This window comes from Ahrensia marina (assembly GCF_042140245.1).
GTDB lineage: Bacteria > Pseudomonadota > Alphaproteobacteria > Rhizobiales > MH13 > MH13.
Genome location: NZ_CP159483.1, coordinates 170670 through 184691, shown reverse-complemented (window position 1 = coordinate 184691; position 14022 = coordinate 170670). Strand labels below are relative to the sequence as shown.

The 14022-nt window shown below is 57.4% G+C and carries 10 protein-coding genes and 1 tRNA gene; 10 read left to right on the top strand and 1 reads right to left on the bottom strand.

The annotated features are described in order from the left end of the window. Positions 1-207 precede the first annotated feature (207 nt). From ABWH92_RS00920 to ABWH92_RS00875, 10 genes are all read left to right on the top strand, one after another. Positions 208-588, top strand: a complete 381-nt coding sequence (locus tag ABWH92_RS00920; RefSeq protein ID WP_375571297.1) for a phasin family protein — start codon at positions 208-210, stop codon at positions 586-588. Positions 589-780: 192 nt separating this feature from the next. Then, positions 781-1287 carry a phasin gene (locus ABWH92_RS00915; RefSeq protein ID WP_375571295.1) on the top strand — a complete coding sequence of 169 codons (507 nt, stop codon included), beginning with the start codon at positions 781-783 and terminating at the stop codon, positions 1285-1287. A 197-nt stretch (positions 1288-1484) separates the two neighbouring features. Continuing rightward, a tRNA-His gene (locus tag ABWH92_RS00910) sits at positions 1485-1561 on the top strand. 213 nt (positions 1562-1774) lie between these two features. Further along, the gene (locus ABWH92_RS00905) at positions 1775-2752 is read left to right on the top strand and encodes a TAXI family TRAP transporter solute-binding subunit (RefSeq protein ID WP_375571293.1); all 978 of its coding nucleotides are present in this window, start codon (positions 1775-1777) and stop codon (positions 2750-2752) included. Between the two features lie 152 nt (positions 2753-2904). After that, positions 2905-5559, top strand: coding sequence for a TRAP transporter permease (locus ABWH92_RS00900; protein WP_375571291.1), 2655 nt, complete (start codon positions 2905-2907; stop codon positions 5557-5559). A 20-nt stretch (positions 5560-5579) separates the two neighbouring features. Next, complete coding sequence (locus ABWH92_RS00895; protein WP_375571289.1) at positions 5580-6014, top strand: universal stress protein; 435 nt, start codon at positions 5580-5582, stop codon at positions 6012-6014. A gap of 135 nt (positions 6015-6149) precedes the next feature. Beyond that, on the top strand, positions 6150-7484 hold the full coding sequence (locus ABWH92_RS00890) for an aspartate aminotransferase family protein (RefSeq protein WP_375571287.1): 1335 nt from the start codon (positions 6150-6152) through the stop codon (positions 7482-7484). Positions 7485-7618: 134 nt separating this feature from the next. Next, the gene (gene pyc / locus ABWH92_RS00885; RefSeq protein ID WP_375571285.1) at positions 7619-11110 is read left to right on the top strand and encodes a pyruvate carboxylase; all 3492 of its coding nucleotides are present in this window, start codon (positions 7619-7621) and stop codon (positions 11108-11110) included. Positions 11111-11259: 149 nt separating this feature from the next. Beyond that, positions 11260-12006 carry an AzlC family ABC transporter permease gene (locus tag ABWH92_RS00880; RefSeq protein ID WP_375571283.1) on the top strand — a complete coding sequence of 249 codons (747 nt, stop codon included), beginning with the start codon at positions 11260-11262 and terminating at the stop codon, positions 12004-12006. Next, positions 11999-12319 (top strand): AzlD family protein, encoded by a 321-nt coding sequence (locus tag ABWH92_RS00875; protein ID WP_375571281.1) that lies wholly within the window; start codon positions 11999-12001, stop codon positions 12317-12319. Before ABWH92_RS00880 ends, ABWH92_RS00875 begins: the two co-directional genes overlap by 8 nt. Here the strand turns inward: ABWH92_RS00875 and ABWH92_RS00870 are convergent. After that, complete coding sequence (locus ABWH92_RS00870) at positions 12311-13945, bottom strand: AAA family ATPase (RefSeq protein ID WP_375571279.1); 1635 nt, start codon at positions 13943-13945, stop codon at positions 12311-12313. The genes ABWH92_RS00875 and ABWH92_RS00870 overlap by 9 nt on opposite strands. Positions 13946-14022: the final 77 nt, after the last annotated feature.

Here is a 14022-nt window from a genome sequence, read left to right as displayed (position 1 = left end):
AATTTTTACACTTTATTCATAATGGTGAAGTCCGCCTGCTGTCCACGCACCTTCGTCATCGCGGGAAAACGATCCCAAACAAGGTAAACGCGCCCAATGTCCCAACCAAATCGCCAAGCGTTAGCACTTCTGCGGGGATGCGGTGAGGGATCAGATTGGTTACAACAGACGGACCCTTTCAAGGATAGGCCGAAAACGGAGCCAGCCATGACCACGCCCCCAAAACTTGAAGTCCCCGAAGCCATGCGTGATTTCGCCGACCAAAGCGTCGCGCAAGCCCGCAAAGCGTTCGACACTTTCATGGACAATGCCCAATCAGCTGTCGGCAAGATGGAAGAGGGCGCTTCCAACGCCCAAGCCACTGGCGCAGACTTGCAAAAAGACGCGATGGCTTTTGCTGAAGATCAGGTGAGCAGTGCCTTCGATCTGGCCCAGAAAATGGTCCGTGCGAAAGACGCTCAGGAGTTGGTCGAGCTTCAGTCGACGTATATGCGTCAGCAAATGGAAGCCATGTCGCGTCAGACCAAAGACATGGGTGACAAGATGACGGCCGTCGCGAAAGACGCTGCCGATAGCATGAAGCCATAACAGGGCCAGCCTGCTCCATCACCCAGTCCAAAGGGCGCCTCGGCGCCCTTTTTTGTGCGATGCAAAAGAAATATTGCAATGCACAAAACTCGATGCTATATACCCTTCAACGCTGGAAACAATTCAATGCCCGGCGCGTTGAGGACCCAACAGTGCGGTCCACCCTTGTGAAGAGCCGAAAGGATGTGACCCATGGCCACTGCAAAGAAACCTGCTGCTGCAAAGACTGCCCAAGCTCAAGTCGCTGAAGTGATGGAAACCATCGAAAACAATGTGACCGAGCTGTTCCCAATGACAACCGGCGACGTGCCGGAAGCTTTCCGCGATATGGCTGAAAAAGGCGTTGCTCAAGCACGCGAAAACTACGCCAAAGTGAAAGCTGCTGCTGAAGAAGCAACTGACGTTCTGGAAGAGTCGTTCGAAACCGCGCGTGCCAACACGCTCGACCTGTCGACTGCAACAATGGACGCCGCCAAAGCCAACATCGATGCTGGCTTTGCTTTCATGAAAGACTTCATGGCTGTCAAAAGCGTGTCTGAAGCTGTTGAACTGCAAACCGCCTTTGCTCGCGAGCGCTTCGACGCTTCGACTGCGCAAGCCAAAGACATGCAGGCCAAAGTGACGAAAATGACCGAAGAAGCTTCCAAGCCAGTCAAAGATGCCATGGCCAAATCCATGGAAGCTTTCAAAGCTGCTTAATCGCTTCTTGCTTTGTCAGGCCGGGCCATAAGTTCCCTGTGTAGGTGCCTCGTCTGACGTTTTGAAAACCCGGTTTGTGGATCATTTCCGCAAGCCGGGTTTTTGCATTGCATGGACCAACAGATCATCTTGCATTCAGTGCATGATCGGACTACACAGCCGCTCTCGCCCGTGCATAATGTGCACGCTGGCCATGTGCAGCAGTAGCTCAGCTGGTTAGAGCGCCGGTTTGTGGAGCCGGAGGCCGGTGGTTCGACCCCACCCTGCTGTACCATTCCTCTCGTAAGTTACCGTAAGGTCATTTTTGACCGTTGCTTGAAAAGTGTGCAGTGCACACAAAGGGTTGCTGGTTTTCCGGCTCGGTAACCCATTGCGTCTTCACGTGCATTGGGTCTAGGTTCGACGCTTGGATCGCTACTGGCGTCCAAGCAAGCGCGCAAGAGCCCGAAGAGGCCAGCCGCGCCCGTTACTTTCGAGGGAGATCTACATGAAACTTAAGACAACTGCGCTCACGTCCATGGCTTTGGCTGCGGGCTTGGCGCTTGGAACCGGAAGCGCGTTCGCTCAGCAGCAGTTCTTCTCCATTGGCACCGGTGGCGTCACCGGCGTGTACTACCCAACCGGTGGTGCAATTTGCCGTTTGGTGAACCAGAATCGTCGCGACCACGGTCTGCGCTGCTCGGTGGAATCGACCGGTGGGTCCATCTACAACATCAACACTGTTCGCGCTGGCGAATTGGAGTTTGGTGTTGCCCAGTCCGATTGGCAGTACCACGCATTTAACGGCACCTCACGCTTTGATGAAGCTGGTGCTTTTGAAGGCTTGCGCGCTGTGTTTTCCGTTCACCCAGAGCCATTCACGCTTATCGTTCCTGGCGATTCTGACATCCAGTCTTTCCAAGACTTGGTTGGCAAGCGCGTGAATGTTGGCAACCCAGGCTCAGGCCAGCGTGCCACGATGGAAGTCGTTATGGGTGCTTACGGCATCGAGATGGATGACTTCGCGGTTGCGACCGAGTTCCAGGGTTCTGAGATGGCCCAGGCGCTTTGCAACGGGCAGATCGATGCCATGATCTACACAGTGGGTCACCCTGCTGCTGCGATCACTGAGGTGTCCACCACATGTGATGCGCGTTTGGTCAATGTGACCGGTCCGGAAATCGATCAGCTGATCGAAGAAAACTCCTACTACCGTACAGCAAGCATTCCTGCTGGCATGTATCGCGGCACGGACGAAGACATCACCACATTCGGTGTTGGCGCGACCTTCGTGACGTCGGCCGATGTTTCAGAAGAAGTCGTCTACACCACGGTGAAAGCTGTGTTCGACAACTTCTCTGACTTCACCGGATTGCATCCGGCATTTGCCAATCTGACCGAAGAGGCGATGATCTCCGACGGTCTCTCGGCACCGCTTCACGACGGTGCGGCTCGCTACTACCGCGAGCGCGGTTGGATCGAATAAGCCAACAATCGAAGGCCGGGCAGCATTTTGCCCGGCCTTTTCAGTTTTGCACGAGGGCAGATGACACGCGCAAAGCGGCATCTGGTGCACAGTGACCCGTAGCAGGTGAAAACACCGCACGGGCTGAGTGAATGCAGGGGATACATGCGACCATGACCAGCCAAGATACCACGCCGAATCCGCAAGGATCGCCGCAGGACGCGCCGAAACCAAAGATCGACGTTGATGAAATCGTTGCAGAAGCTGACTCCGGTTCGCGCGCTGTTCCCGGCACAGTCGGCTTTATCATTGCGGCGACCGCTTTCATCTGGTCGTGCTTTCAACTGTTCATCGCCTCGGATTTGCCAATCTGGTTGACCCAGACGACGGGCATCAACTTCGTTTTCAACAATGTTGAAGCGCGCAACGTGCATCTGGCCTTCGCGCTGATTCTCGTTTCTTTTGCCTACCCGCTCTACAAAGGCGCACCGAAAAACGCTGTGCCTTGGTACGATTGGCTGCTCGCGGCAGCTGGGGCTGCAGCCTGTCTCTACCTCATCTTAGTCAAGGAATCGCTGGTTATGCGGGCCGGCCTACCCACCGTTTGGGATTTGACCTTCTCGGTGATTGGCATGTCCTGTCTTGCTATCGGCGTTTATCGCTCACTTGGCCTGCCAATGCTTGTCGTCGCTGGCGTGTTCCTCACCTACACCTTCTTTGGCAACCAGCCCTGGATGCCCGACGTCATCCAATGGCGCGGCGCTTCTTTCGGTAAGGCCATGTGGCACTATTGGATGCAGACCGAAGGCGTGTTCGGTGTTGCTTTGGCTGTCTCAACGACGATGATCTTTTTGTTCGTGCTGTTCGGTTCGCTGCTGGAGCGGGCTGGCGCGGGGTACTATTTCATCAAGCTGGCGTTCGCCTTGCTGGGCCATTTGCGCGGCGGACCAGCCAAAGCCGCTGTGTTGTCCTCAGCGGCTTCTGGTCTCTACTCCGGTTCGTCCATCGCCAATGTGGTCACCACCGGCACGTTCACGATCCCACTGATGAAAAAAACTGGCTTCAAACCGGAAAAAGCCGGTGCTGTGGAGGTGGCATCCTCCACCAATGGCCAGCTCACGCCACCAGTCATGGGAGCGGCAGCGTTCCTCATAGCCGAGTTCACCGGCATCTCTTACACCGACATTTTGAAACACGCGCTGGTTCCAGCGCTGATCTCTTACATCGCCCTCATTTACATTGTGCACCTAGAGGCGTTGAAGCTTGGCCTGAAGGGCATGCAAAAACCGCCATCAACGGTGACGGTCGCGCAGAAGCTTATTGGCTTTCTCACAGGATTCTTAGGTTTGGCAGCGCTCGGCGCGGTGGTGTATTTTGGCCTCGGCTGGATCAAAGTCGCCTTCCCAGGTTTCGGATTCTGGACGGGTGTGGCGCTGTTCCTTGCTGCCTACCTTTTCTTGATCAGCGTGGCGGCCAAGCGGCCTGATTTGGAAGTTGACGACCCTAACGCAGAAATGACCGAGCTTCCCCGGCCCGGCGATGTTGCGATAACCGGCTACTACTTCCTGCTGCCAATCGTCGTGCTGCTTTGGTGCATCCTGATTGAGCGTTTGTCCCCGGCCTTCTCGGCTTACTGGGCCACGCTGTCGATGATCTTTGTTGTTGTCACCCAGCACCCACTGAAAGCCATGTTCCGTGGTGCCAGCGACCAAGCGGATGAATGGCGCCGCGGCGTTGAGGACTTTGTCCAGGGCATGATTGCTGGTGCGCGCAATATGATCCCCATCGCCGTTGCAACTGGTGTTGCCGGTGTCATCATCGGCACCGTTTCGCTAACGGGCGCACACCAGGTCGTCGGCGACTTTGTCGAGTTCCTGTCTGGTGGCAGTTTGATCCTGATGCTTCTGCTTGTTGCCGTCATGAGCCTGTTGCTTGGCCTCGGCTTGCCCACAACCGCCAACTACATCGTGGTTTCCTCGCTTATGGCGCCGGTGATCGTTTCGGTTGGTGCCTCGCAAGGGCTGGTGGTTCCGTTGATCGCGGTGCACCTGTTCGTGTTCTATTTCGGTATTCTTGCCGATGACACGCCGCCGGTTGGTCTTGCTGCCTTTGCCGCCTCAGCCATTTCGGGTGGCGACCCGATCAAGACCGGCCTGCAAGGCTTCGCCTACGATATTCGCACAGCCTTGCTCCCGTTCTTGTTCATCTTCAACACAGAGTTGTTGCTGATCGACGTAACGCTGGCCAAGGCGGTGTTCGTCTTCATTGTTGGCGTGATAGCGATGATGCTTTTTGCAGCCGCGACGCAAGGTTACTTCTTTGCCAGGAGCAGGTGGTGGGAGACGATTGCTCTACTTCTTGTCGCCTTCACCTTGTTCCGGCCCGGCTATTGGCTCGATCAGGTCGATCCCCGCTACGAGTTCCGACCGGGCACCGAACTGATCGAAATCGCTGAAAGCATGCCTGCTGATGCGCGTTTGCGTGTTGAGATACGTGGGCCGGACTTCGACAATCTCGATGAGATCACACAGACAACCGTGCTGCTTGATCTTGGAGAAGAAGGCCCGGGTGCAGAGCGTTTGGAGCGCCAAGGCATTCTGGTCGTCAATGAAGGCGATGAAGCTGTGCTGGAAGAGCCCTTCGCTGGCACACCCTTCTTCACCACATTCCAGATGTTTGAGTTCTACGGCGATGAATTTGTCACAGTGGACAATGTCCAGCTGGAGCGTGAGCGTCTCCCCAAAGAGGTGTTTTACATTCCCGCCCTCTTGTTATTGGGATTTGTTGTCATGATGCAGCGTCGTCGCCAGACGGTTCCAGCGTTCTAAGTTCGGGAAGGAGAAAACCTATGTATGATCGTTTGCTCGTACCCGTCGATCTGGGTGACACCAGCAGCCTTGATAACGCGCTGCCAGTGGCTGCGGCCTTGGCAACGGGGCCCAATGCTGAAGTGCATGTTCTCACGGTGGTGCCAACCTCAGGCATGGCGGTCGTTGGGTCCTATCTTCCTGAGGATTACGCCGAAAAGGCCAGCGACGGCGCCAAGGAAATGTTGGCCAAGGCCCTCGAAGAGAAGCGGGCTCTCTGTGAGCCTGTGACGCTGAAGGGTCATGTGACCCGAGGATCGGTCTATCAGGAGATCATCCACACCGCCGATGCGCTCAACTGCGACGCCATCGTTATGACAGCGCACAGTCCGGACTTGAAAGACTATTTGCTTGGCCCGAATGCTGCACGCGTGGTGCGACACGCCAAGCAAAGTGTGATGGTGATCCGAGGCTAATGCCTCCATGTCATGGCCGGGCTTGACCCGGCCATCCAACGCCTTAGACAGTGCGCGCCTTGAAACCGGATAGCCCGGTTGGCAGCGAGACACTCGGCTCGTGGCCCCACGACGATGACGAGTGAGCCCATCACCATGAAATCCCGCTACGTTTTCCCACGCCATACCAAAGCCGACTTGCCAATTGCAGTTGGAGGCGATGGCCCGTTTCTGATTGATGCGGACGGCAAGCGCTATCTGGACGCCTGCGGCGGCGCGGCTGTTTCCTGCCTTGGCCATTCTGATGAAAAACTGAAAGCTGCTGTTCATGAGCAGGTGGACAAGCTTGCCTACGCGCACACCAGCTTCTTCACCACTGACCCGTCCGAAGAGTTGGCTGAGCGTTTGGCAGAGCTTTCGCCCGGTGATTTGAACCGGGTTTACTTCGTCTCAGGTGGATCAGAAGCGATGGAGTCAGCACTGAAGCTCGCCCGCCAGTTCCATATGGAGAACGGGCAGCTGGAGCGTGCCAAGATCATCGCGCGTTGGCAAAGCTATCATGGCAATACGCTGGGTGCTCTGTCCGCCGGCGGCAACCGTTGGCGTCGCGCCCAGTTTGAGCCCATGCTTTCCCCGGCCATGCACCATGTAAGCCAGTGCAATGCCTATCGCAGTCAAGCCGCTGGTGAGAGCGATGAAGCCTACACGGATCGGCTCGCGCAGGAACTGGATGACACCATCCAGAACTTGGGGTCGGAAACCGTTGCCGCTTTTGTGGCTGAACCCGTTGTTGGCGCCACCATGGGCGCCGTGCCACCAGTGGCAGGGTACTTCCGCAAGATGCACGCTGTCTGCAAAAAGCATGGCGTTCTTCTCATTCTCGATGAGGTCATGTGCGGCATGGGCCGGACCGGCACGCTGTTTGCTTGCGAACAGGAGGGTGTAGCGCCCGATATGATCGCCATCGCCAAGGGGTTGGGTGCCGGCGTGCAGCCCATCGGTGCTCTGCTTGTGTCTGACCGTATCTACGACACCATTGAAACGGGTTCCGGGTTCTTCCAGCATGGCCACACCTACCTTGGCCATCCTATGGCCTGCGCCGTTGGCAATGCGGTTCTTGATCGGTTGGTTGGTGATGATGTGCTGGCTCGGGTTGCGCCCATAGGAGAACAATTGCGCCAAGCGCTCACGGCACGTTTCGGCAACCATCCCAATGTCGGTGACATCAGGGGCAGGGGGCTTTTCCTTGGTCTGGAATTGGTGGCTGACCGCGGCACCAAAGAGCCGTTTGATCCAAAGCTTGGCCTCGCAGGCAAGATCAAGAAACGCGCCATGGCCGAAGGCTTGATGTGCTACCCTATGGGAGGAACAATCGATGGAGAGCGTGGCGATCACGTGCTTTTGGCCCCGCCCTTCATCATCGAGGATGAGCACATCGCGATGATCGTGGACCGGTTGGAAACCGCGATCACAGCAAGCTTGCCACAGTAAGGGCGGGCAACGCCCAGCCATCAGGCGCCATTGGGTCAAAGAACAGGCACTTGCAGGGCCTTCTGCCTACTGTACGTGCGCGTTCGCCGTGCTAGTCAGGGGCCAACTGTTCTTTGCCGTTTGGAATTACCTCTATGACACGCCCCAGCTCGCACACGCCAGGTCCTATCAAACGCCTGATGGCCGCCAACCGTTCGGAGATCGCGATCCGTATCTTCCGCGCTGCCAACGAGTTGGAGCTTGAGACGGTTGCCGTCTATGCCGAAGAGGACAAGCTGGCCCTGCACCGCTTCAAGGCCGATGAAGCGTACTTGATCGGACGCGGTGCACACTTGGACGAGCCGCTCGGGCCTATCGACGCTTATCTCTCCATTGAAGAGATCATTCGTGTCGCCAAGGAAACCGGCGTTGATGCCATCCATCCTGGCTACGGTTTTCTCTCTGAAAGCCCCGAATTCGTCGACGCCTGCAACGAAGCGGGCATCATTTTTGTCGGCCCCACCTCTGACACGATGCGCCGTTTGGGCAATAAGGTTTCGGCCCGCAATCTGGCCATCGAAGCCGGCGTGCCGGTCATGCCAGCAACTGACCCATTGCCAGACGACATGGCGGAGGTCGCCAGACTGGCCGAAGAGATCGGCTACCCGGTGATGCTCAAGGCGTCTTGGGGCGGTGGCGGACGTGGCATGCGCGTTATCCGAACGCCGGAAGACCTGCAACGCGAAGTACCGATTGCCAAGAAAGAGGCGCGCTCAGCCTTTGGCAAGGACGAAGTTTATCTGGAAAAACTCGTTGAGCGCGCACGCCATGTCGAGGTGCAAATCCTTGGCGATTCCCATGGCAATCTGGTGCATTTGTTTGAGCGTGATTGCACCGTGCAGCGTCGCCACCAGAAGATTATTGAGCGGGCGCCAGCGCCCTACCTGGATGAAAATCAACGCAAAGAACTAGCAGGCTACGCCACAGCCATCGGCAACACCGTTGGTTATCGCGGTGCGGGCACCGTTGAGTTCTTGATGGATGCTGACACCGGCGCTTTCTACTTTATCGAGGTGAACCCGCGCGTTCAGGTCGAACACACAGTGACCGAAGAGGTGACTGGCATCGACATCGTGAAGGCGCAAATCCATGTGGCCGAAGGGTACGCAATTGGCGACCCCGTCTCGGGCATCCCGGTGCAAGACGAGATCACGCTCCACGGCCATGCCATGCAGTGCCGGATCACCACTGAAGATCCCGACCAAAACTTCATTCCTGACTATGGTCGCATCACCGCTTATCGCGGGGCGACCGGCTTTGGCATCCGGCTTGATGGCGGCACCGCCTATTCGGGCGCCGTGATCACCCGCTTTTATGATCCGTTGTTGGAAAAGGTGACCGCTTGGGCGCCGATCCCTGAAGAGACGCGCAAGCGCATGGACAGGGCGCTGCGCGAGTTCCGCATTCGCGGTGTCGCAACCAATCTGACGTTCCTGGAAAATGTCATCGGCCACCCAAGCTTCATCGATGGCAGCTACACCACGCGCTTTGTCGATGAAACGCCGGAGCTTTTTGAAGCGGTGAAACGGCAGGATCGTGCAACCAAGCTGCTGACTTACATCGCCGACGTTTCGGTCAACGGACATCCCGAAACCAAGGACCGCCCAAAACCGCCTGCTGATGCTGGCCCACCGCACCTGCCAGCGTTCGCCGGTGATCCAAAACCCGGTACCAAACAGATTCTGGATGAGCGCGGGCCTGATGGATTTGCGCGCTGGATGAAGGATCAGACCCGTGTTCTGGTGACCGACACGACCATGCGCGACGGCCATCAGAGCCTGCTGGCCACCCGCATGCGTTCCTTCGATATCGCCTCGCTTGCGCCGGTCTACGCCCGCGCTTTGCCGGAACTTCTGTCCCTGGAATGCTGGGGCGGCGCGACCTTCGATGTGGCCATGCGCTTCCTGACCGAAGACCCTTGGGAGCGCCTGGCGGAAATCCGTGAGGGCGCACCCAACATCTTGACCCAGATGCTGCTGCGCGGCTCCAATGGTGTTGGCTACACCAACTATCCCGACAATGTCGTGCGCCAATTCGTGTTTGAGGCAGCCAATGGCGGCATGGACCTTTTCCGCGTTTTTGATTGCCTCAACTGGGTGGAAAACATGCGCGTGTCCATGGATGCGGTGCGCGAAGCCGGCAAGCTCTGCGAGGGCGTGCTGTGCTACACCGGCGACATCCATGATCCATCGCGCGCGAAATACTCGCTCGCCTACTATGTCGATCTCGCCAAACAGCTGGAAGCTGCAGGCGCCCACATCATCGGCATCAAAGACATGGCAGGGCTTCTGAAGCCTGCTGCAGCGACAGAACTGATCAAGGCTTTGAAGGACGCCACTGACCTGCCGCTCCATCTGCACACACATGACACATCCGGCATCTCTGGCGCGTCTGTCCTGGCTGCTGTCGATGCCGGTGTTGACGCGGTGGACGCCGCCATGGATGCGATGTCAGGCATGACCTCGCAGCCTGCTCTTGGGTCGATTGTGGCAGCGCTGGAAGGCACCGAACGCGCGACTGGCCTTGATACAGACGCCATCCGCAAGATTTCTTTCGCCTGGGAAGATATTCGCCGCCAATACACCGCCTTTGAGAGCGATCTCAAAGCTCCGGCCTCGGAGGTCTATCTCCACGAGATGCCAGGTGGTCAGTTCACCAATCTGAAGGAGCAAGCAAGATCGCTTGGGCTTGCCAACCGTTGGCATGAGGTCGCCAAGACCTATGCTGAGGTCAACCAGATGTTCGGCGATATCGTGAAGGTAACGCCGTCCTCAAAGGTCGTCGGCGATATGGCATTGATGATGGTGAGTCAGGGTATCACTGCCGATGAAGTGATGGACCCCGACAAGGACATTGCGTTTCCAGAAAGCGTTGTGGCCATGATGCGCGGTGATCTTGGCCAACCCCCAGGCGGCTGGCCAGAAGTCATTCAGGCGAAGGTGCTCAAGGGTGATACGCCTTACACTGAGCGTCCGGGTGCACGCCTTGAGGCTGCCGACTTAGATGCTGAACGGTCAAGTATCGCTGGCACACTCGAGCGTGACATCTCAGATCAAGAGCTTGCGTCCTATCTGATGTATCCGAAGGTTTTCACCGAGTTCGCACGTATTGCTGACACCTATGGCCCGGTCGGCGTTCTGCCAACGCCTGTCTATTTTTATGGCTTGAAGCCCGAAGACGAAATTGCCATCGAGCTTGAAAAAGGCAAAACACTGATCGTTCGCTGCCTGGGAACCTCTGAGCCCGATGAAACGGGTATGGTGCGGGTGTTCTTCGAGCTCAATGGTCAGCCGCGCACTATCAAGGTGCCTGATCGCAGCCATGGCGCCACTGGCGCTGGCGCCCGGCGCAAGGCCGATCCTGATAGCGATGCCCACATTGCAGCACCCGTGCCTGGCGTTATCTCCACGGTTTCCATCAAGACAGGCGATGCTGTGAAAGCGGGCGATCCACTGCTTGGTGTGGAAGCGATGAAGATGGAAACGGTCATCCATGCCGACCGCGATGGAACCGTGTCAGAACTCCTCGTGGCCTCCGGCGATAGCGTTGATGCCAAAGACCTTTTGATCGTACTAGGCGAGAGCTGATGGTCGCAAGGCACTTAAGGTCTCATGGCCGGGCTTGACCTGGCCATCCATCCAACAGGTTTCCCTCCGCTCATGCCTCGCTCAAAAGAGCTGGATGGCCGGGTCAAGCCCGGCTGACGTGTCGGCGGTACGATGTCCTATGAGTATACATGAAGTCTGATCCATCCGCTTCACATCAACCATCTCCAGCCCCCTTCAGCATGGATGGGTTTTGGCTCGGTTTTCGCCGTGCGGTCCTAACCACGCCAGGCATTTTACTGTTCGGCATGGGTTTTGGCGCTGCGGCGGCCGTTAAGGGCTTAACGTTCCTCGACGCATTTTTCTTCCAGTCCTTGGTGTTGGCAGGTGCTTCACAATATGTCGCGCTGGAACTTTGGACGGACCCGCTCACTTGGACGACGGCCTTTGCTATGGCCGCTGTCGTGTTCACCGTGAACTTGCGCATGATGCTGCTTGGCGCTGCTCTCCGTCCGTGGATGGGCGGCCTGCCAGGCTACAAGTCTTACCCAGCACTGGCCATCATGACCGACCCGGCCTGGATCATTGCCATTCGCTATCACCGTGAGGGCGGTCAGGATTGGGGCGTCTATGTGGGTGCCTGCGTGTTCCTCTATCTCACATGGATCATCTCGGTGGTGCCCGGCTACTATCTGGTCGACGCGTTGGAAGACCCCACCCGCTTTGGTGTTGATCTGGTTATGCCAATCTTCTTCATCACCATGCTGGTGCCTGTGTGGCGGGGACGCATGGACGCCGCCCCGTGGGCTGTGGCGATCCTCGTTGCTTTGACGGTCAAGGCCATCGTTCCAGGCTATTGGTTTGTGCTCGCTGGTGGCCTGTCAGCTGCCTTTGTCGCTGCTGCCCTGTTCAAGGATGAGGAGGAGGTCGATGGATAGCCTCTTCACAGAGGGCGCATGGCTCGCGATCGGCGCGATGGTGGTGATGACACTGTTGGCCAAGATGATGGGCTTTTGGGTGCTGGGGCGCGTACCGCTTACACCGCGTTTGCGTCGTGGTCTGGAGGCGCTTCCGGGCGGGGTCATTCTTGCCACCATCGTGCCCATCACACTGGAAAGCGGCCCCGCAGGCTTGCTAGGTATCGGTGTCGCAACACTGGTTATGGCTGCGACCAAAAAAGACTGGTTGGCGGTCGGTCTTGGACTTGCGTCAGTGGCTGGCTATCGCGCGTTTTTGGAACCGCTAGTTTAGCCGGTCCACAAGTGGACGCACGGCGCCCAACACGTCATCAACGCTCCCGCGCGCATCCACGCGCGGCCATTCCACATCGAACAGATCATAGTCTTCTTGTAGGCGGGCGACGTTGGCATCGGCATCTGATGGGTCATTGCGACGATTGCCTATCCGCTCCAATCGAACAGCCAGCGGTGCATCAAGCCAAACACCAGCAAAGTGACACTCAACACCACGTGCGATGGCTTCAAAGGCCTCCCGCTCATCAGCCTGGGCGCAAACCGCATCCACAATCACAGAATGCCCTGATGCTAGGGCTTTTTGAGCCAACGACCGCAGTGTGCTGAAAACCTGTTGGGTTACCGAATGGGTATAAGCGCTGGCAGACAGACGTTCGTGCCAGGTCACGCCCATAATGGTCTTGCGCACAATGTCTGAGCGCAAAAGGATCGCCCCAGGTGTGCGTCCGATGGCAGCCGCAAGCGCTTGCGATATGGTCGACTTGCCTGTGCCTGACAGACCGCCGACCACCGTCAGTGACACATCGCGCGGTTCAAGCACATCGGCAGCGTAGTCAAAGAAGCGTCTTGCATCGGCTTCCATGGCAGGGCGTTCGGCTTCATCAAGATGTTGGGCGCCCATGGCGCAGATCTTGGCACGCAATGCAGCACGAATGGAAAGAAACAAGGGCAGAGCGGCCATCGCCTCGAAGTCGCTGGGTTCATCGCGCAACGCCAGATACCGATTAAGAACACGATTGGCCGCTAGGCGCTGACCGCTTTCATCAAGGTCCATCAGCAGAAAGGCGAGGTCGTACAGCACGTCGCCGGTTGCGATGGTCTCATCGAACTCCACGGCATCAAACATCCGTATGCCCACCGGAAGCCGTACCAAGTTGCGCAGATGAAGATCGCCATGACAGCGGCGGATCGCCTGCGCCTCACCACGCGTCGCCAAGATCGGGCCAACCCGGCGCCATTCAGCAAGCGTGCGTTTGGTAAGAGTTGCTGTCTCTTGCAAGCCAAACAGTTTGTGCGCTTCGTGAAAGGCTTGATCGTTCTGTTCGATGTACGCGCTAAGGTCTGACACCCAGTCGTCTGCTCGGCGGATCGGGGCACGCTCTTGAAAGGCAAGTGCCGCATCAACGGCCCCGTCAAGGTCAGTCTGAGTCAGTTGGCCGGACTTCGCCAACCGGTCAAAGGTCATATCATTGTCAAAACGGCGCATGGCGACCGCCCACTCGATGGCTTCGCCTTGCCCGTTGATCGCCAGATGACCCAACTTGTCACGCGTGATCGCGACCGTATCCAGATAGATTTCAGGAGCGTTTGGCCTATTGATCGTAATCTCGGCGCGGCAGGCTTCTTCTCGCCGTGCAAGCGTAGAAAAATCCATGAACGGAAAGCACACAGCACGCTTGATCTTGTAGGCTCGATCACCGGCCAAAAACACGGCCGCCCCGTGCGTATCGATACGCTCAACACCATCAACGGTGCCATGGGTGGCCTGCTTGTAGCTTGTAGGATCGGACATAAACCGCATCACAGCGCTTTGATCACCCACCACGTGCGTCAGCGTGGCCGAAGCGGGTGCGCTCTGGCGAAAAGCGGATGGCCCGCTCTTGGTGCTCAGTGTAGCTGTCATGCCCGGCTCCCTGGGTGGCTCTCGGTGGCCAGCCCTGTTGAAGCGCCGGTCAGCAAAACGTTGCCAACCCGGCAATG

What these genes read in the sequence shown, in the direction of transcription:
- pyc (WP_375571285.1), top strand. Translation starts at nt 7,619, where the DNA reads ATGACACGCCCCAGCTCGCACACGCCAGGTCCTATCAAACGCCTGATG.
- ABWH92_RS00920 (WP_375571297.1), top strand. Translation starts at nt 208, where the DNA reads ATGACCACGCCCCCAAAACTTGAAGTCCCCGAAGCCATGCGTGATTTC.
- ABWH92_RS00915 (WP_375571295.1), top strand. Translation starts at nt 781, where the DNA reads ATGGCCACTGCAAAGAAACCTGCTGCTGCAAAGACTGCCCAAGCTCAA.
- ABWH92_RS00875 (WP_375571281.1), top strand. Translation starts at nt 11,999, where the DNA reads ATGGATAGCCTCTTCACAGAGGGCGCATGGCTCGCGATCGGCGCGATG.
- ABWH92_RS00870 (WP_375571279.1), bottom strand. Translation starts at nt 13,945, where the DNA reads ATGACAGCTACACTGAGCACCAAGAGCGGGCCATCCGCTTTTCGCCAG.
- ABWH92_RS00900 (WP_375571291.1), top strand. Translation starts at nt 2,905, where the DNA reads ATGACCAGCCAAGATACCACGCCGAATCCGCAAGGATCGCCGCAGGAC.
- ABWH92_RS00890 (WP_375571287.1), top strand. Translation starts at nt 6,150, where the DNA reads ATGAAATCCCGCTACGTTTTCCCACGCCATACCAAAGCCGACTTGCCA.
- ABWH92_RS00905 (WP_375571293.1), top strand. Translation starts at nt 1,775, where the DNA reads ATGAAACTTAAGACAACTGCGCTCACGTCCATGGCTTTGGCTGCGGGC.
- ABWH92_RS00895 (WP_375571289.1), top strand. Translation starts at nt 5,580, where the DNA reads ATGTATGATCGTTTGCTCGTACCCGTCGATCTGGGTGACACCAGCAGC.
- ABWH92_RS00880 (WP_375571283.1), top strand. Translation starts at nt 11,260, where the DNA reads ATGAAGTCTGATCCATCCGCTTCACATCAACCATCTCCAGCCCCCTTC.